Annotated in this window: 14 protein-coding genes; 7 read left to right on the forward strand and 7 right to left on the reverse strand. The window is 61.8% G+C overall.

Annotated elements, in window-relative coordinates; all coding sequences use genetic code 11:
- The first annotated feature begins 57 nt into the window (after positions 1 to 57).
- Positions 58 to 1,671: a BCCT family transporter gene (locus tag EKH55_RS07925; protein ID WP_069458499.1), complete on the forward strand. Its 1,614-nt coding sequence runs from the start codon at positions 58 to 60 to the stop codon at positions 1,669 to 1,671.
- A gap of 311 nt (positions 1,672 to 1,982) precedes the next feature.
- On the opposite strand, the gene EKH55_RS07930 is transcribed toward EKH55_RS07925, so the two are convergent.
- Positions 1,983 to 3,017 carry a GlxA family transcriptional regulator gene (locus EKH55_RS07930; RefSeq protein WP_069458498.1) on the reverse strand — a complete coding sequence of 345 codons (1,035 nt, stop codon included), beginning with the start codon at positions 3,015 to 3,017 and terminating at the stop codon, positions 1,983 to 1,985.
- A 149-nt stretch (positions 3,018 to 3,166) separates the two neighbouring features.
- Between EKH55_RS07930 and EKH55_RS07935 the strand changes: the two genes are divergently transcribed.
- Positions 3,167 to 4,225, forward strand: a complete 1,059-nt coding sequence (locus EKH55_RS07935) for a GlxA family transcriptional regulator (RefSeq protein WP_069458497.1) — start codon at positions 3,167 to 3,169, stop codon at positions 4,223 to 4,225.
- 245 nt (positions 4,226 to 4,470) lie between these two features.
- On the opposite strand, the gene EKH55_RS07940 is transcribed toward EKH55_RS07935, so the two are convergent.
- Entirely contained in the window at positions 4,471 to 5,493 is a 1,023-nt protein-coding gene (locus EKH55_RS07940) for an IS110 family RNA-guided transposase (protein WP_069458496.1), read from the reverse strand.
- Between the two features lie 519 nt (positions 5,494 to 6,012).
- Here EKH55_RS07940 and EKH55_RS07945 point away from each other — a divergent pair.
- Entirely contained in the window at positions 6,013 to 6,369 is a 357-nt protein-coding gene (locus tag EKH55_RS07945; protein ID WP_069458495.1) for a hypothetical protein, read from the forward strand.
- 127 nt (positions 6,370 to 6,496) lie between these two features.
- Here EKH55_RS07945 and EKH55_RS07950 read toward each other — a convergent pair whose 3' ends face one another.
- From EKH55_RS07950 to cckA, 4 genes are all read right to left on the reverse strand, one after another.
- The gene (locus tag EKH55_RS07950) at positions 6,497 to 7,576 is read right to left on the reverse strand and encodes a quaternary amine ABC transporter ATP-binding protein (protein ID WP_151611294.1); all 1,080 of its coding nucleotides are present in this window, start codon (positions 7,574 to 7,576) and stop codon (positions 6,497 to 6,499) included.
- A complete protein-coding gene (locus EKH55_RS07955; RefSeq protein ID WP_069458493.1) occupies positions 7,569 to 8,456 on the reverse strand; it encodes an ABC transporter permease in 888 nt (295 codons plus the stop codon). Before EKH55_RS07955 ends, EKH55_RS07950 begins: the two co-directional genes overlap by 8 nt.
- A 105-nt stretch (positions 8,457 to 8,561) precedes the next feature.
- Positions 8,562 to 9,563 (reverse strand): ABC transporter substrate-binding protein, encoded by a 1,002-nt coding sequence (locus EKH55_RS07960; protein ID WP_069458492.1) that lies wholly within the window; start codon positions 9,561 to 9,563, stop codon positions 8,562 to 8,564.
- A gap of 860 nt (positions 9,564 to 10,423) precedes the next feature.
- Complete coding sequence (gene cckA / locus EKH55_RS07970) at positions 10,424 to 13,042, reverse strand: cell cycle histidine kinase CckA (RefSeq protein WP_151611295.1); 2,619 nt, start codon at positions 13,040 to 13,042, stop codon at positions 10,424 to 10,426.
- Between the two features lie 368 nt (positions 13,043 to 13,410).
- On the opposite strand from cckA, the gene EKH55_RS07975 reads away from it, so the two are divergent.
- On the forward strand, positions 13,411 to 14,382 hold the full coding sequence (locus tag EKH55_RS07975) for a flagellar biosynthetic protein FliO (protein WP_151611296.1): 972 nt from the start codon (positions 13,411 to 13,413) through the stop codon (positions 14,380 to 14,382).
- A 110-nt stretch (positions 14,383 to 14,492) separates the two neighbouring features.
- On the opposite strand, the gene dksA is transcribed toward EKH55_RS07975, so the two are convergent.
- Positions 14,493 to 14,912, reverse strand: a complete 420-nt coding sequence (gene dksA, locus EKH55_RS07980; RefSeq protein WP_026613972.1) for an RNA polymerase-binding protein DksA — start codon at positions 14,910 to 14,912, stop codon at positions 14,493 to 14,495.
- 413 nt (positions 14,913 to 15,325) lie between these two features.
- Here dksA and EKH55_RS07985 point away from each other — a divergent pair, with 413 nt between their 5' ends.
- The 3 genes from EKH55_RS07985 to EKH55_RS07995 all read left to right on the forward strand — a co-directional run bounded on the left by EKH55_RS07985 (position 15,326) and on the right by EKH55_RS07995 (position 18,521).
- On the forward strand, positions 15,326 to 15,862 hold the full coding sequence (locus EKH55_RS07985) for a SixA phosphatase family protein (RefSeq protein WP_151611297.1): 537 nt from the start codon (positions 15,326 to 15,328) through the stop codon (positions 15,860 to 15,862).
- Positions 15,863 to 15,990: 128 nt separating this feature from the next.
- Positions 15,991 to 17,451 (forward strand): YcjX family GTP-binding protein, encoded by a 1,461-nt coding sequence (locus EKH55_RS07990; protein ID WP_151611298.1) that lies wholly within the window; start codon positions 15,991 to 15,993, stop codon positions 17,449 to 17,451.
- Positions 17,448 to 18,521: a YcjF family protein gene (locus tag EKH55_RS07995; protein ID WP_151611299.1), complete on the forward strand. Its 1,074-nt coding sequence runs from the start codon at positions 17,448 to 17,450 to the stop codon at positions 18,519 to 18,521. The genes EKH55_RS07990 and EKH55_RS07995 overlap by 4 nt, the downstream gene beginning before the upstream one ends.
- Positions 18,522 to 18,640 lie beyond the last annotated feature (119 nt).

Raw genomic sequence — 18,640 nt, forward strand, 5'->3', positions numbered from 1 at the left:
ACGGTCTCTACCGGACCGATCACGACAACTCATAGCAATATCTGAGGAGCATATTCCATGAGCGATGCTGGAATTCCGGCCCCTGAAGGCCCTTCGGCGCTGATCGACACCGACTACGAAATCGGTCAGGACAACATCACTGCGCAAATCGGGCCCTTCGGCCTCGACATTCACAACCCCGTCTTCCTGATATCCGGCCTGACGGCCGTGGCCTTCGTGCTGCTGACGCTCGCCTTTCAGGAGCAGGCGGGTCCAATCTTCAACAGCATGCGTGAGTGGCTGACGTCGACCTTCGATTGGTTCTTCCTTCTCTCGGCCAATATCTTCGTCCTGCTCTGCCTCTTCCTGATTGTCTCGCCCTACGGCAAGGTGCGGATCGGCGGAAAGGAGGCCACGCCCGACTATTCCTATTCCGGCTGGTTCGCGATGCTGTTTGCCGCCGGCATGGGCATCGGATTGATGTTCTACGGCGTTTCCGAGCCGATCTCGCATTTCTCCTCTTCCGTGGCGGAGGATGCCGGCACGGCGGACAGTTGGGCCCCGCTCGGCGGCGCCCCAGGCGATATTGTGACCGCCCGCCATCTCGGCATGGCCGCGACCATTTTCCATTGGAGCCTGCATCCCTGGGCGATCTACGCCGTGGTGGCGCTTGCACTTGCTCTTTTCGCCTATAACAAGGGGCTGCCGCTTACGATCCGTTCGATCTTCTATCCGATCTTCGGCGAACGCACTTGGGGGTGGCCGGGCCACATCATCGATGTGGTCGCAGTCTTCGCGACGCTGTTCGGTCTTGCCACCTCGCTCGGGTTCGGCGCCGAACAGGCGAATGCCGGGCTCAATCATCTGTTCGGCCTGCCGGTCAACGACGTCTCGAAAGTGCTTCTGATCGTCGGGATCACCGCCATCGCGCTCGGATCCGTCGTGGCGGGTCTCGATGCCGGGGTGAAGCGCCTGTCGGAAATCAACATGATCCTGGCCGCCTTGCTCCTGTTCTTCGTGCTTGTCGTCGGGCCGACCTGGGCGATCCTTACAGGCTTCTTCACCAACCTCTATGAATACGCACGCTACCTGCCGGAACTGTCGAACCCGTTCGGGCGCACCGACGACAACTTCCGTGACGGCTGGACGGCCTTCTACTGGGCATGGTGGATCTCCTGGTCGCCCTTTGTCGGGATGTTCATTGCCCGCATTTCCCGCGGGCGCACCGTGCGCGAATTCCTCACCTGTGTCCTCATCATCCCGTCCCTCGTTTCGGTCTTCTGGATGACGGCTTTCGGTGGCACGGCAATCAGCCAGATCGTCAATGACGGCTACCAGGTCATTGTCGATGCACCGCTGGAACTGAAACTGTTTTCGATGCTGGAGGCGCTGCCACTGCAGGCGATCACGTCCTTCATCGGGATCGTTCTTGTAATTGTCTTCTTCGTGACCTCATCGGACTCCGGCTCGCTGGTGATCGATACGATTACAGCCGGTGGAAAGGTGGATGCACCGACGCCGCAGCGTGTCTTCTGGGCAACCTTCGAGGGCTTGGTCGCGATCGCGCTTCTTCTGGGCGGCGGCCTGGGCGCATTGCAGGCGATGGCGGTTTCGACCGGCTTCCCCTTCACTATCGTGCTGTTGCTCGCCAGCTTTGCCATCATCAAGGGATTGGCGAGCGAACCGCGCTAAGCAGTCGGAACCTGCTTGTCGTAAAGCACGCACGGTGCTGAAGACTACTTAACGCCCCGCCGGATACGCGGGGCGTTGACGCTGTCGGCCCCGGCTTCGAGGCAACGGTAATCCGCCTGCTGCAGCATTTCGCTCTCCACGCGTCCTTGCGCTCCGAGAACGTGCAGCAGACGAAACGGTGCGCAGAATGGGCCGGCACAGCACGATGCGAGCTATCGAGAGGCAAAACTTTAGCGCCGCCCGTCTTTTCAGACGGGCGGCGCTGTAAGTCATATGGCCTTCGGATCGTATGGCTGCCGTAGAAGCACCCGTTATGCGGCCGAGGCAAATTCGCGCAAACGCCGCGCCGGAGTCCTTTTGCTGTGGCTGTTGCGATTTCTCGTGTCCTGCGGCGAACAGCCATAGGTTTCACGATAGCACTTCGAGAAGTGGGAAGCCGATACGAAGCCGCAGGCGATGGCGACTTCCACGACCGGCATGGAGGTTTGTACCAGCAGGTGTTGGGCGCGTTCGAGACGAAGCTTCAGGTAGTAGCGCGCCGGTGAGCAGCGCAGTTCGTTGCGGAAGATCCGTTCGATCTGCCGGCGCGAGAGCCCCACGGATGCGGTGAGTTCGTCGATCTGCATCGGATCGGCGAGACTCTGCTCCATTTTCTCGACCAGCATCATCACGGTTCGATCCTGCGCCCCGACCCGTTGCGCAAAAGGCATGCGCTGCCGCTCACCAGGCCCACGCACGCGGTCCACCAGCGCGAGTTCGCATATGCTGCCGATGACCTCTTCGCCGACATCGCGCTGAATGATGTGGAGCATCATGTCGAAGGAGGCGGCGCCGCCGGCGCAGGTAAAGATGCTGCCGTCGACTTCATAAATCCCGGTATTGACATCGACGCCGCGAAACTCCTCGACGAAGCCGGGAATGTTCTCCCAGTGGAGCGCGCATTTCTTCTCGTTCAACAGCCCCGCTTTCGCGAGGATATGAGCACCGGTGCAAAGGCTTCCGATCGCCACGCCCCGATGCCGACATTCGCGCAGCCATGCCTCGACCGCCCGATCGCTATGACGATGCACGTTCTTGCCGCCGCAAACGATCGCCAGGGCGGGCCGCTGATGAGTAATGAGGTGCTGGCGTTCTTCGGCAATTGAGTTGTCGGATTCCAGGGTGAGGCCGCAGCTCGCGCGGATCTTCCCGCCGTCGCCCGTGGCCACACGCCAGCCATAGGCCTCGTAACCAAGGGCGGCGTTGGCCATCCGTAGAGCCTCGATCGCCGAGGAGAATGCCATCATCGTGAATTCCGGCACCAAATAAAATACTACCAGACGCGGCTCAGCACTCACCAGTCTCATGGAAGACCTCCTCTGATCCTCGGCGGACCGGCGCGCACTTTAGCTGCCACGACCGTCCGCTTCTCCCAAATGATCGACAGATATTGACCTGTCCTGAAAATCTGAAAAGAATGATTGCGACATATGGACGGTAAAAACGAGACATACCGATGCCTCCAAAAAAGGTCTCCCCCGTTGGCCAGCGCCGCGATCAGTCTCTGCGCCTGTCCGTGGGTTTCGTGCTGCTGCGCCGGTTCACGCTTTGCGCATTCGCCAACTTCGTGGACGTGTTGCGCCTTGCCGCCGATGAAGGTGACCGCAGCCGGCCGATCCAATGCCGATGGAGCGTCATTGCTGCCGACATGAGGCCGGTAAGTGCGAGTTGCGGGGTATCGATCCAACCCCAAGAAACGTTAGGCAACCCGAAGCGGTTCGATTACATCGTCGTGGTCGGCGGCCTTCTCGACGAGATCGATCGCAGCGACGACAGGATAGATGGATTCCTGCGCGAGGCCGCCGCGGCCGGCGTCCCGCTGGTCGGCCTTTGTACCGGCACGTTCATCCTCCACCGCGCCGGACTGATGGACGGTTATCGCTGTTGCGTAAGCTGGTTCCACCACCAGGACTTCCTGGCGCAGTTCGAGCGGATGAAGCCGGTGTCGGATCAGATTTTCGTGGTCGACCGGGATCGCCTTACCTGTTCCGGCGGCACCAGCACGGCGCACCTCGCAGCATTCCTCGTCGACAGACACATCGGCAAGGCGCAGGCGACGAAAAGCCTGAACATCATGATGATCAGCGGCGCGGAGGAAGGTGGAGCCCCGCAGCCGGGACTCACGCTTGATTTCAGAACCAAGGACCTGGTCGTCAGGAAAGCGCTTCTGCTGATGCAGCAAAACCTGGATACGCCGCTCTCCGTCGCGGAGATCGCCAGGCACCTCGATATTGGCAAGCGCAAGCTTGAACGGCACTTCCGCGATGCGCTCGAAATCTCGCCCCTGTCTGCCTTTATCGAGATGCGGCTCTTGCATGCCCGCCACATGATCGAGAACACGGACAAGTCCATCGCCTCTATTGCCGCGGAGAGCGGCTTTTGCGATTCCTCACATCTCAGCCGGCTGTTCCGGCGCCGCTTCGACGGCACCCCGCAGCAATTCCGCGCGTCTGCCACGGTCGAAACACCGTCTGACGACCGAATGGCCCCTGAACATCTGTGGACACCCCCGTAAGTGCAAGAGGATTTTCCAGGCACGGTACTTGCGCGTAGTCGGGTGCTGACATCTGTCCGGCCTCTGTTGCGACCATCTGGATGCCGCGGGCCCGTATGGGAGTTCGCGGATCGGGTCCAAATCATAAAAGCGTGCTCTGGGCACTCCGTTCAGGCCTGGTTTTCCGATCCCGTCTCTTATCGACTGTGCGCCATACCTTCCTTTCGACCCTCCTACACCTTCGACGCCTCCTGTTTGCGGCCGGTTTATCCGGCCGCTACTGGAGCTCCATAGACCCCGCCTTTCGCTAGCAGCGCCCAAACGATGCGCGCCAGCTTGTTGGCGAGGGCGACGATCACAAGCATACGTGGCTTACGGACGAGCATGCGCCCGAGCCACGATCCCTCTGGCAGACCACGATGAGCGGCTTGCCGGACCACGGAGCTGGCTCCAAGAATAAGGAGGCGCCGCAATGTTCGCTCGCCCATTTTCGATGTCGCGCCAAGTTTCTGTTTTCCGCCAGTAGATCGCTGAAGTGGCGTCAGGCCGAGCCAGGCGGCAAAATCACGTCCTCTTTTGAAGGTCGATGCCGCTGGAGCCAATGCTGTCAATGCCGTCGCTGTTATCGGTCCTACACCTGGGATCGTCGCAAGCCGCCGAGCGTCCGCGTCTTCTCGGGCGCGACGTGCGATCTCGTGGTCGAGCTGCCTGATCCGGTCCTCCAGCGATCGCAGAGTATCGACCAACATGGCGAGCGCCAGACGAGCTGCGTCCGGCAGAGTGTTCTTATCATCCGTCACGTATTCTATGAGCCCGGCGACATGCGATGGACCCTGAGCGGTGACGAAGCCGTATTCGGCGAGGTGACCGCGGAGCGAGTTGATAACTTGCGTTCGCTGTCGCACCAGCAAGTCCCGAGCCCGAAACACAACGGCGCTTGCCTGAGCATCCTCACTCTTTACAGCGACGAAACGCATCGTCGGACGCTGGGCAGCCTCGCAAATTGCCTCGGCGTCGGCCGCGTCGTTCTTCTGTCGCTTCACGAACGGCTTGACGTAGGCCGGCGGGATCAATCTAACAGTGTGACCAAATCTACCAATCTCCCTCGCCCAATAATGCGCACCGGCACATGCCTCCATGGCAACCATGCACACGGGCTGCTTGGCGAAGAATTCGAGCACGTTCTTCCGGCGCAATTGCTTGCGGAAAACGACGCAACCAGACGCGTCCGCCCCATGGGCCTGAAACACATTCTTCGCCAAATCCAGGCCGATCGTGCTAACTTCCATCGTGGACACTCCTTCTCTCCGGTGGCTGCAACAACCACCATTCTGGCACATCGATGCCGTCGAGGGGGGTGTCCACCCCATCATGAAAGAGAGGCATAGATCGGCGGCCATCCGCCGGGGGCGTCAAGTCCGTCCATAAGGGTACCCCATCGGTTTCCATGAACGGCTTCGGAGCCCTTTTTCTGCGCAACATTGCCTTCGCTGTGTCGCGAGGCGGCGCATCCGTGCCCGCCCCATGCAGGCGCCAAAGAGCCGTCCGATGGACTAGGCCAATCGGCCGATCCTGACGGGACAATGTATCGGCCGACAGGCCGAATGGATCAAAGGGATTAATGAAGTCTATATCAACGGCACAGCGTCGGCGAAAAACGAATGAGATTCTGTCTGACCTGCGATGCCGCACTTGTTCGGCGCAACCCCAACCAGCGAAGGATCGACTGATTGAAAACCTTCTCCGCTTATCCACGCGGGCGCCGTGGCCGATGACGAGAAGGTGGCCGTGACGTCGGAGGGCAAGCAATGAGCCTGATGGAATGGCTATTTGGCAAGCTGGAGACTTCCAGGAACGTGGCGGTCCTGCAGGGCAGGCCGGTTCTCGCCGGAACCACGATCAAGATCGCTCCGCGGGTGGTCGCAGTGGAACCGAATGAGGCGGAGCCGCATATCAGGGAGGACTGGGACCGCTTCCTGCTGGGGCAGACGCTAATCGACACCCTCGTTCCCCACGCGAGGAACCCGGCCCCCTTCTCCACCCACGAATTGCGGTACTTCACTGACCAGTGGATTGCCGCCATGTCGGAGGATGACCGGAGAACCATGTCCGAAATCCTCGTGCGTAACAGGGGCAAGCGCGATTTCAACAGGCGACATGGATGATCGGAGCCATGACTGCGCCTGTAGTCCTGTCAGAATCCCGTCGGCACGGGCCGACGCACAGGAGCATTATTGGCGCCCGCTCTAACCAGGATGGCAATCCGGATTGATCGGGCGCCGGATCGCCGCCTCACATGACCTTTGCCAGCGAGGCGTCAGTCTGTTGCGGGTCGCCGTGGGCGCTCACCAATGCTCCAGCGAGTAGGCGCAGGTCGACGATGCCGACCGGCTTGCCTTCGGCGTCCACCACGGCAACATCGCCATCCGGGCCATGGGCGATCATGCGCATGGCGTCCTCGATAGTCGTGCCCACCTCGATCGGCGTTCCGACCGGCGAAGCACCGGGACGCATCGGCACCATGACCGCCTCGACATGCACGACGCGGCCGCGGTTCACTTCCTTGACAAAGTTCGCGACGTAATCGTCGGCTGGCCGCAGCACGATGTCCTGGCTGGTGCCCTGCTGGATGACTTCGCCATCGCGCAGGATGGCGATCTGGTCGCCGAGCCTCAGCGCCTCGTCGAGATCGTGGGTGATGAAGACGACCGTCTTCCTGATCTCCTTCTGCAGGTCCAGGAGCACCGTCTGCATGTCCATGCGGATCAGCGGATCGAGCGCCGAATAGGCTTCGTCCATCAGCAGCACCGGCGCGTCGTTGGAAAGCGCGCGCGCAAGCCCGACGCGCTGCTGCATGCCGCCCGAAAGCTGGTTCGGATACTTGCTCTCGAAGCCCTTGAGCCCGACCCGCTCGATCCAGCGCATGGCGGTGTCGACGGCCTTCGCCCGCTCCATCCCCTGCACCTCGAGCCCGTAGAGGGTGTTGTCGAGCACGTTGCGATGCGGAAGAAGCGCAAACTTCTGGAACACCATGGCTGTCTGGTGTCTGCGGAAGGTCCGCAACTCCTGCTCGTTCATCTTGACGACATCGATGCCATCGACCAGCACCTCGCCAGCGGTCGGGTCGATCAGCCGGTTTATGTGGCGGATCAGCGTCGACTTGCCCGAGCCCGAAAGCCCCATGATCACCTGTATGCAGCCGGAGGGCATCTCGATATTGATGTCCCGCAAGCCGAGCACATGCCCATGCCGCTCGTTGAGCTCGGCCTTCGTCAGGCCGTTCTTGACCGCGTCGACATGCGCCTGCGCGTTCGGTCCGAAGATCTTGTAGAGATGGCGTATCTTGATGCCGCCGAAGTGATGATCAGCCATGGACGATCTCCAGGTGCTTCTGCAGCCGCTTGCCATAGGCCTGGCTGACCCGGTCGAAGATGATGGCGATGCCGACGATGGCGAGGCCGTTGAACATGCCGAGCGTGAAATACTGGTTGGCAATGGCCTTGAGAACCGGCTGGCCCAGGCCCTGGACGCCGATCATCGAGGCGATGACAACCATTGCGAGCGCCATCATGATGGTCTGGTTGATCCCGGCCATGATCGTCGGCAGCGCCAGCGGAAGCTGTACGTTCTTCAGCTTCTGCCAGCCCGACGAGCCGAAGGCGTCCGCCGCCTCGAGCACATCCTTGTCGACCAGCCGAATCCCAAGATCCGTCAGTCGGATCATCGGCGGGATCGCGTAGATGACGACGGCGATCAGCCCGGGCACCTTGCCGATACCGAGCAGCATCACGACGGGAATGAGATAGACGAAGCTCGGCATCGTCTGCATGACGTCGAGGACCGGATTGACCAGCCTTTGCAGACGATCGGATCGCGACATCACGATGCCGATCGGAATCCCGACCGCAATCGAAAGAATCGTGCAGACGAAGATCATCGAGACTGTCCGCATCGTGTCGTCCCACATGTCGAAATAGCCGATGGCCAGGAGCGTCACGAGACAGCCCAGCACCACTTTCACGCTCCGGCTGGCAGCCCATGCGATCGCGAGGATGATCAGCGTGATAACTGGCCACGGCGTCTGCGTCATGAAACGCTCGGCGGCAATCAGAAAGTGCTGCAAAGGCGAGAAAAAGCCCTCGATCGCTTCGCCATAGCTACGCGTAAACGTTCGGAATCCCTCATCGATAATCTTCTTCAGATTGCGCAGCGCGTTGTCGTTCATGTGCGGAAATTCGTATAACCAATCCATTCGGTTCCCCTTTTTTGAAGAAGCCGGCTGAGCCTGTTCTTGTTTTGATTGGACGGGATGAACGCGGCGCACTCTTCGTGCGCCGCGCGGTACCTGCTTAGAGGCTCAAAGCGCCGCCTTGATCTTCTCGGCAGCTTCCGGGGAGACCCACTTCGACCAGATTTCCTCGTTCTCCTCGAGGAAGTGCTTCGCGCCTTCTTCGCCGGTCGCCTGATTGTCGGTCATCCAGGCCATCAGCTTGTTGACCGTCTCGTTGCTCCAGGAACGCGTGTTCAGATAGTTCATGACCTCGGGACCGACCTTCTCGGAGAAGGGCTTGGCCACGAGCGTGACGACGCGATCGATCGGCCAGGCATTCGCCTTCGGATCGGGGCAATCGGCCACCGTATTGCAGCGCTTCCATTCGTCCGGATCGTTCGGCACGCCCGCTTCGAGCTTGACCATTTCGTACTTGCCGAGCAGCGCGGTCGGCGACCAGTAGTATCCGACCCAACCCTGCTGGCGCTCGTATGCCTTGGCGATCGAACCGTCGAGACCGGCGGCGGAGCCCGTGTCGACCAACGTGAAGCCCGCCTTCTCCGCTTCGTAGGCCTTGTAAAGCTGCGAAGTCACGACGGTGCCGCCCCAGCCCTGCGGTCCGTTGTAGATGGCGCCCTTGCTAGAGTCTTCCGGATCGGGGAAGAGTTCCGGATGCTTCAGTACGTCGCCCACGGTTTTGATGTCCGGGTGAGCGTCGGCGATATATTTCGGCATCCACCAGCCCTGCACGCCGCCATCCGGCAGTGCCGTCGCTCCGGTGACCAGCTTGCCTTCATCCATGCCGCGCTTGACAACGTCCGGCAGGAGGTCGACCCAGGCTTCCGGTGCTATGTCCGGCTGGCCCTTTTCAACCATCGAGGTAATCGTCGGTACGGTGTCGCCGATGGTGATGTCGGCACTGCAACCGTAGCCCTCGTTCAGAATGATCTTGTCGATATTCGAGAGGACCTCGGCGCTCTGCCAGTTCATGCTGGCGATGGTGACGCTGCCGCAGTCTGCGGCGTTCGACGCGGACACCCCGCCGAGCAGACCCAGCATAAGACATGTGGACCCAAGTAGTTTTTTCATCAACGTTCCCTCTTGCATTGCGGCGTTTATCACGGAGCGGGGCTGCCGCGTTTAACCCACTCCTGCGGCAGACACGGCTATAGCGCGCGTGCCGACTTCCTCCAGCGCCTTTGACAGCCGCTAAACACGCCCTCCGTGCTGTAGCGCTTGCCTGACAAGGGCGGTGAAACCGGTGATCGGATGTTTCGGGGGCATAGAGGCGCGCTCGCCCAGCAACTTGCGTCGTGGTGCTCGCCTTGCGCCAGGAAGGCGCGTAGACAGATGCCTCGTCGCGCCAAATGCGTTGGCGAGGCTCGATACGCTCATTCGAAGATCACGCAAATTGCATGCGGCACCGATCTGTTCGAGGCGGAGTGCATCTCTGTTCGCTGTTGACCTGTTCAGACCGTGCCTCCGACGCTGACCGAATTGAACCACGTTCATTCGGCGTGCCCGTCCAACGTCCTTCTACAGCGCCGCGCGTCTTATCAGACGCGCAAAGGTCGCTGTAGCACTTTGAATTGCTGCATGTCTTTGTCCTTTAATCGAGGACGATCAAAGGAGACATGCAGTAGGACGATGTCCTTCCCCTGCACGGCAAGATAGGCTGTATGCGGAGCTGCGATTTGCCTATGCCCGGCGTTCCCGCGCGACATTGCGACCTGCCGCGCCGCGCGTCCCCATTGTTCACAAAACACGATGAGCCGCGGTTTCTGCCGCCTTCGGCGATCTTGGCCGGAGGATTGTCGCCGACGCCGAAAGTCGGGACTGCAAAGGCGAGCGCCGCGCGTCTTATCAGACGCGTAAAAATCACTGAGGCACTTTGAAGTGCGCTGCATCTCTTCGCCTTGGCTGCGGGCGACGCCGCAGAGCCATTACGCTCACGAGTCCAGCATTTCCCGTACAGCGATCGCCAATTGCTTGAGCGAGAACGGTTTCGGCAGGAAACCGAACTTAGCGTCGGCGGGAAGGTTGCGCGCGAAGGCGTCTTCCGCGTAGCCGGAGACGAAGATGAATTTCAGGTCCGGATATTTCTTGCGCAACTCGCGCAGAAGCGTCGGCCCGTCCATTTCCGGCATCACCACGTCCGATACGACAATGTCGACGGCACCATCGAGCTCGTCCATGATATCGAGCGCCTCGACGCCCGAACCCGCCTCGTAAACCGTGTAGCCCCGCGTTTCGAGCATCCGCTTTCCGCCGCGGCGAACGGCTTCCTCGTCCTCGACCAGCAATACGACGGCCGAGTCCCCGGTAAGATCCGTCGGCTCTGCGGCGGCCGGGGGCGCTGTGGCAGCTTCGCCTAGGATGGGTCTAGCGGCGGATCCGGCAGAGGCGTCAACCGGGCTCGGCTCGTCGCGGGCCTCGACCACTTCGACATGGCGCGGCAGCAGGATCCGGAATGTCGTGCCCCGGCCGACTTCCGATTCCGGATAGATGTAGCCGCCCGACTGCTTGACGATGCCGTAAACCATCGAAAGGCCGAGGCCGGTGCCCTTGCCGACCTCCTTGGTCGTGAAGAACGGCTCGAAAATCTTGTCCATGATCTCCGGCGGTATCCCCGTTCCCTCGTCGGAGACTTCGACCATCACGTAGTCTTCCTCCGGCAGTTCCCGCCGTCCGAGCGCCGCGACCTCGCCAGCCGGCAAGTTTCGGGTCCTGAGCGTTATGGTTCCGCCTCCCGGCATGGCGTCGCGCGCGTTGACAGCGAGGTTGAGAAGCACCTGCTCGAACTGGCCGAGATCCGTCTTCACCGGCCACAGGTCGCGACCGTAATCCACCTCCACCTTGACATTGGTGCCGGTCATCCGGTCGACGAGCATCCGGAGATCGCCGATGACGTCCGTGAGATTGAGAACCGTCGGTCGCATGGTCTGCTTGCGCGAGAAGGCGAGCAACTGACGCACCAGCACCGCTGCGCGGTTCGCGTTGCGCTTGATTTCCATGAGATCGGCGAAGGTCGCATCGGCGGGACGCGCCGAGAGCAGCAGATGGTCGGAGGAAAGCAGGATCGCCGTCAACACATTGTTGAAGTCATGTGCGATACCGCCGGCAAGCGTTCCGACCGCATTCATCTTCTGCGTCTGCGCCATCTGTTTTTCGAGCGCCTTTTGCTCGGTAATCTCCAGCGCATGGATAATGGCCGCCTCGTCCGGCGCCTGGTCGCTCTGGTCGATCACGGCATTCACATAGAAGCGGAAATGACGTCCGTCGTCCGTCGGATGCAAGGCGTCGATCGGGGCGATGTCGCTTTGCCGGTTCTTCGCGGCCGCCAGGGCTTCGGCGAGGCGGGTCCGCTCCGACTCGTGCACGACCGACTCGATCAGCAATCCGCGTTCGACGTCATCCTGCGACACGAGACCGGCGAAGAGCTTCAGGAATGGTGCGTTGGTCCTGAGGATGCGGCCGTTTCCATCCACCGATGCGATGGCCATGGGCGTGTTGTTGAAGAAGCGCGTGAAACGCATCGCCGCGTTCGAGGCCGACTGGTCGCCGTCATCGCCTTCGCGCGACATGACGATCGTCCGGCTCTCGCCCGGCGCGCCGTCCCGTGCCGAGGAGACGCGATGGATCAATCTCGCCGGCAGACTCTGGCCGTTCATCTTGCGCAGGTCGAGGTCCAGAACCTTCGTCTTCTTCAGTCCCGGCTCCGCCTGGACGGACTGAACGAGCGTCAGCCCCTCGCCCGCGACGAGATCGGCAATGCTGAACGACCCCGGCTGGAACTTGGTGAGATCGATCCCCAGCCAGTCGGCGAGGGTGGCATTGATATAGAAAATTTCGCCCTTGCGACCGGCGGAGAAAAAGCCCGCAGGCGCATGGTCGAGATAATCGATCGCGTTCTGCAGTTCCTTGAAGAAGCGTTCCTGGTCGTCACGTTCGGCGGTGATGTCGGCGATCTGCCACAGATAGAGCGGGTTGCTGTCGGCGTCTTCCAGCGGTAGGACGCGCGCCTTCAGACGGAACCACCGCGCCCCGGAGCCACCCGCACCGTTCGCCAAAGGCTTCAACAGACGGAATTCCTCGTGCCCCTGCTTGCCTTCGTGCAGACCATTGGTCAGACGATAGATTGCCTCGGTCGCTTCGCGGTTTCGCGAAAGAATGGTCTCGAGCGACTGGATGCCCGCCGCAGTCCTGGCACCGGTCAGCGCACCATAGGCGGCATTCGCGTAAATGATCCGCCCCTTGCGATCGGTGACGATTGTCCCGTCTTCGTGGCCGTCCAGAAAGGCGCGCGCCAATTCGTCAGGCCGCGACTGCGGCATCACTTCGATGAAGCCGATTACCGAAGAAACGAGAAAGAATATCCCGACCATCGCCAGGACGCCGAGAATGCCGAGCACGATCTCGTTTTCGAGCTGGTTCTTGAAGACGACGAAGGCGGCCGCCGATGCGGTCAGAACGATCGCCAGGAGGATGATCCGGAACACCGTTCCCGGCCGTACGCCCCGGTCAACGACCGGCATCTGGTAGTCACCTGACTGCCGCATTTTCGTCATCGGGTCCTCACCCTGCTGGCGGGTACGTTCGCTGCCTCCGGCAACGTCCCGCCCGCTCACAACGCCGCGCATCCGATGCGGAGGCACAGGGGCCGCTGTGATCCTTTGATTTCCTGCATATCCCTAAAACGGGTCCGGTTAAAGGATATGCGGTGGTCGGTTCCGACGCGGTCACCGCGAACCGGCACTCGCCGCCCCTGCTCTCCGTCCGTCGAACTGGAATCATCATTAACAATCAGAGATAACAGCAAAAAGCGTCTCTGCTGAAGCGATGCGGTCAATTCACAGGGAATGTCGGATGCCGGCTTGCCGTGGCCCGAAAAAAGCCGTCAATTGCTGCCAATCGGGCGATAAAAGGAGTTCAGTACATGTTGGAAGCGATCGCCGGAGACAACGCCAGCCGATTCGTCATCGCCGCTGGAGCCGTTGCCATCGGTCTCCTGTGCCTTGTGGCCGTGCTCTGGATCATTCGCCGCAGACCGTCCTCCCCCTTCGTCCGCGGCGGCAGGAACAGACAGCCGCGCCTTGCCGTGCTCGACGCCGCCGCCGTCGACACGCGCAGGCGGCTTGTGCTCGTCCGTCGCGACGACGTCGAGCATCTGATCATGATCGGCGGTCCGACGGATATCGTCATCGAGAGCCGCATCGTTCCGGAAGAAACGGCGTCGAGCACTGCGCACTCAGACGAGGCCCAGCCCACGATCGCCGCGGAAAGAGCGGAAGAAAAGCCGCAAAAGGCGGAGATCGAAACGCCGGCCGCCGCATCTATGCGGCGGATGCGAGCGGATGAGACGATGCGCCGCCCCGTTCACTCGGAACCGGCTCTCGACGCGGCCGCGGCTCCACGGCCCGCTCCTGCGACACAACAGGTACAACAGGCTTTGGCCGGGGCTCAGAGCCCAGCTCCGGCCATTGTGCCGGTCTCGGCCATCGAGCCTCGGCAGGAGAGTTCAACCCTTCCGAGTGACCGCGTTCTTCCGATGGCGAGAGTAGCCGATGGGCCGCGACCGGCGCAGCAGCCGGTACCGGCGGAACCGAGACCCGTGGCGCAGCCGAGACCAATGGCGCAGCCGCAGCCTGTCGCTGTTCAGCCCGTTGCGGTTCAGCCTTCGAACACCGAAAAGACAGTGGATTTCGAGCGCATGCTCGACGCGGAGATCAGCAGCGACCTGCAGCGCCTCGCCCCGATGGGCGCCACGAGGCAGCCGAACCGCCCTGTTGCGAGTGTCCGCCAGGAACCCGTGCTTGGCACGACATCCGCCGACGCCAATAGGGAAACGAACATCGATGAGGAAATGACGCGGATGCTTGCCGACATTTCCGCAGGTCGCAAGCCCTGACGCGGTGACGCCTCACACGTCTGAAGGACGCGCCGCCTTACAGGAAAAACCATGTACAAAAAACGGCGCGGCCGGGCCGCGCCGATTTCTTTAGTTCACTGGATCCAATCTCACTCGTCGCGATAGACTTTCTCGCGTCGCTCGTGGCGCTCCTGCGCCTCGATCGAAAGCGTTGCGATCGGCCTCGCATCCAGCCGCTTCAGGCCGATCGGCTCACCAGTCTCCTCGCAATAGCCATAGGTGCCCTCGTCCAGACGCTGCAACGCCGCGTCGATCTTGGCAATAAGCTTCCGCTGGCGGTCGCGGGCGCGCAACTCGATGGCCCGGTCTGTTTCGGAGGAGGCGCGGTCTGCGAGATCCGGATGGTTGGCGCTTTCCTCTGCCAAATGGTCCAGCGTCTCGCGGGCTTCTCTAAGGATATCGTTTTTCCAGGCATTCAGCTTCGCGCGAAAATATGCCCGGTGATTGGCATTCATGAATTCCTCGTCCTCGGAGAGGACATAGGTACTAAGATCGATCTTCTCACTCAACGCGATTCTCCTGAAGAACATCTCATTGCGGCGGTGTATAGACCTATGGAAGCCCCGATTCAAGCCTTGCAGCCTACAATGAAGCGCATTTTACCAGTGCTTGCATTTCACGCTAACTGACGAATATTTCATCAAAATTACACACAAGGGCGTGAGCACCGCAGCGCCTTCTTCCACCGAAAATTGCGCAATCCGGAAATCTCGCTTGGCACTCGGCGGAAGAGCCATTTGCGCGCCGGATTGCGATATCCGACGCACAGAAGCATCATTTCAATAGAACGCCTGCTATGAGGAAGCAGGTGCTGCGGGCTTGATCTTTGCGACCGTGGCGGGACAAGGTAGCCGTCCGCCGCGCGCATTCTCACGCGGCGGGCCGACGCCCGAGCCGGGTGCACACAGCAGCGGATGCCCTTATGCAAGACAGCCCCGTACCAGCCTTCCGCCTCTTTCTCCTTCGCCACGCCCGTTCAGGCTGGGCCATGCCGGGGCAACGGGATTTTGACCGCGCGCTCGACGACGAGGGATATGCCGAAGCCGAGTTGACCGCGCAGGCCGCTGTCGATCGGGGTCTACGGCCGGATGTGATCCTCTGCTCGACCGCCGCGCGTTGCCGCCAGACTGCCGAAGCGCTCTGCCGCGCCCTCGGCCCAGAGCTCGACGTTCGCCATGTCGACCAGCTCTATAGCGGGCCGACCAGCACCTACAGGAATCTGGTGGAGGCGCATGCGCACCGCGACTCGCTGATGCTTGTCGGGCATAATCCCATGATCGAAGAACTGTTCCAGCAGATCCTTGGCGCGGAATCGACCGCCGCGGCGCTCGGCGACGGCTACCCGCCTGCGGGCCTTGCCGTCATCGATTTCCGGGCACGCCCGACCCCCGGCGGCATCTGGTCGGCTTCGCTCGCCATGCTGCTGGTGCCGCAGCCGGAAGAAGCCGAAGGGCGATGAGCCGTCGCTCGTTGCGCCACCTGAAACATTTCCTATATCGCGACGAGGGGCGACGCGGATTGCGTGCGATCCCGACCATGCCGGCGACGGCGCCGTATTGATGAACATTTCCCAAGGGACGGAGACACTTGGCGTCTATCCTCACCAGCTTCAAAGACGATGCACTGATCGCGCTGGATACGCTTGCCGACAGAGCGTCCGGTCTCGTCAACCCCTCGGTCCGGCTCGGGGTTACGGGCCTGTCGAGGGCGGGCAAGACCGTATTCATCTCCTCGCTCGTCCATAATCTTCTGAACGGCGGACGCCTGCCGCTTTTCGAGCCGGTCCGGTCCGGTCGCGTGTCCAAGATACGGCTCGAACCGCAGCCTGACGACGCAGTTCCGCGCTTTCAATACGAAGAGCATGTTTCCGCCCTCGTGCGCGACCGAACTTGGCCGGATTCGACCCGCGCGATTTCGCAATTGCGCATTACGCTTGACTACGAAAGCGCCAGCGGCTGGAACCGGATGTTCTCTCCCGGACGGCTTTCGATCGATATCGTCGACTACCCGGGCGAGTGGCTGCTCGACCTGCCGCTGCTTTCGCAGGATTTCCGACAGTTCAGCGAGGCGACCGTCCAGCGAGCCCGCTCAGGCAGCCGTGCGACCCTGTCGGGCGATTGGCTGGCGCTCGCCTCCTCGATCGGTGCGGCGACGACCGCCGACGAGGGTGACGCCCGCCGGCTTGCGACGAGCTTTACGGCCTATCTCAAGGCATGCAAGGAGGACCACCGGTCGCTGTCGACGCTGCCGCCCGGACGTTTCCTGATGCCCGGCGATCTCGAAGGTTCGCCCGCGCTCACATTTTCGCCGCTCACGGACTTGCCCGAGGGCCGTCCTCCGAAGGGATCGCCCTGGGCGATGATGGAAAGGCGCTACGAAGCCTATAAGACGCATGTGGTGACTCCTTTCTTCCGCGAGCACTTCGCCCGCCTCGACCGGCAGATCGTGCTTATCGACGCCTTGCAGGCCATCAATCGCGGCCCGGAAGCGTTGCGGGATTTGGAGCAAGCGCTCGCTGACGTGCTCGCCTGCTTCCGGCAGGGCACCAATTCCTGGATGTCCTCCTTTCTCACGCGCCGCATCGACCGGGTGCTGATTGCGGCGACGAAGGCCGATCACCTTCATCATGAAAGCCATGACCGCCTCGAGCGTATCGCGGCCCGCCTGGTCGCCCGCGCGACCGAGCGCATCGGCATGAGCGGCGCCGGTCTGGACGTGATGGCGCTCGCCTCCGTCCGGGCCACGCGCGAGGCGACGGTGAACCATGACGGCCATGTCCTGCCGGTGATCGTCGGCACGCCGATCGCCGGCGAGCGGATCAATGGTGAGATCTTCGACGGCGAGAAGAAAACAGCGATATTTCCCGGAGACTTGCCGGAAAACCCTAATGTTCTGCTCAAGGAGACGGATCACCCGCTTCCAGAGCTCAATTTCGTTCGCTTCCGCCCGCCGCATCTCGAGGAGACGCGCGGCGGCTTGAAGCTCTCCGTACCGCATATACGGCTCGACCGGGCCATGCAGTTCCTGCTTGGAGATCGCCTCGCATGAGTGACGAAATCAACCATCGCCACCGCAAGCCGACCGCCTTTCCGGTCGAGCAGGAGGTGCGCCAGACCCCACCTGAGCCTGGACGGCGCTCCCCGTCGAGCTTCGACGACAAGGTGGTCATGACGCCCGATGCGGAGGATCCCTTCATCCAGACCACCGTCGCCGAGGCGCTCACCCCACCCGAGGCACGCCCGCCCCGGCGCCGATTCTCCTTCGGCAAGGTGGCGGCCGGCGCGACCGCGATACTCGTTTCGCTCGCCCTCGGGCTCTGGATCGACCGGCTCGTCCGCGATCTCTTCTCGCGCACCGATTGGCTGGGCTATGCGGCAGTCACGGTCGTCGCGGTCGGCGCCATCGCCTTCCTGATCGTCGTCGCCCGCGAGCTTGCCGGTATGATGCAACTGACGGCGATCCAGACATTGAAAACGGATGTCGCTCAGGCTGCGGCGTCGGGCAACGCCAAGGCGGCGCGAGCCGCGATTTCGAGGCTTGCCCACCTGCTTGCCGCCAATCCCCGGACGGCAAGGGGCCGGGCGCGGCTTACTGAGACCGAAGGAGACATCATCGACGCGCCGCATCTCGTCGAACTGGCCGAGCGCGAGTTGCTCACGCCGCTCGATCGCGACGCCCGCCGGATCATCCTTTCGGCGTCGAAGCGGGTCTCGATCGTCACGGCCGTCAGCCCACGCGCGCTCGTCGACATCGGCTATGTCCTTTACGAATCGGCCCGGATGATCCGCGCGATGGCGGAGCTTTACGGAGGCCATCCCGGCACGCTCGGCCTCTTGAGACTGATGCGCGACGTCATCGCCCATCTGGCCGTCACCGGCTCGATTGCCGTCGGCGACAGTCTCGTGCAACAGGTACTCGGCCACGGCCTCGCTTCAAAGCTTTCCGCCCGGCTCGGCGAAGGGGTGATCAACGGCCTGATGACGGCCCGGATCGGTATCGCTGCGATGGACCTTTGCCGCCCCATGCCGTTCCGCGCACTGAAACGTCCGGGCATCGGCGACTTCCTGGCCGATTTGACGCCGGGCACGTCACGAACAGAAGGCGCACCCGGCCTTTGATGCAAGGCGATTTGGCAGCAATCTCGGGTGGGTTGTGCGCGTTCGGCGCCGTGCAGGGAAACGCTCCATTAACCATTTTCGCGCAATCTGCCAAATAGATTTGCACGCTCACCCATCAA

Source organism: Sinorhizobium alkalisoli (assembly GCF_008932245.1).
In the GTDB taxonomy this organism is placed as follows: Bacteria; Pseudomonadota; Alphaproteobacteria; order Rhizobiales; family Rhizobiaceae; genus Sinorhizobium; species Sinorhizobium alkalisoli.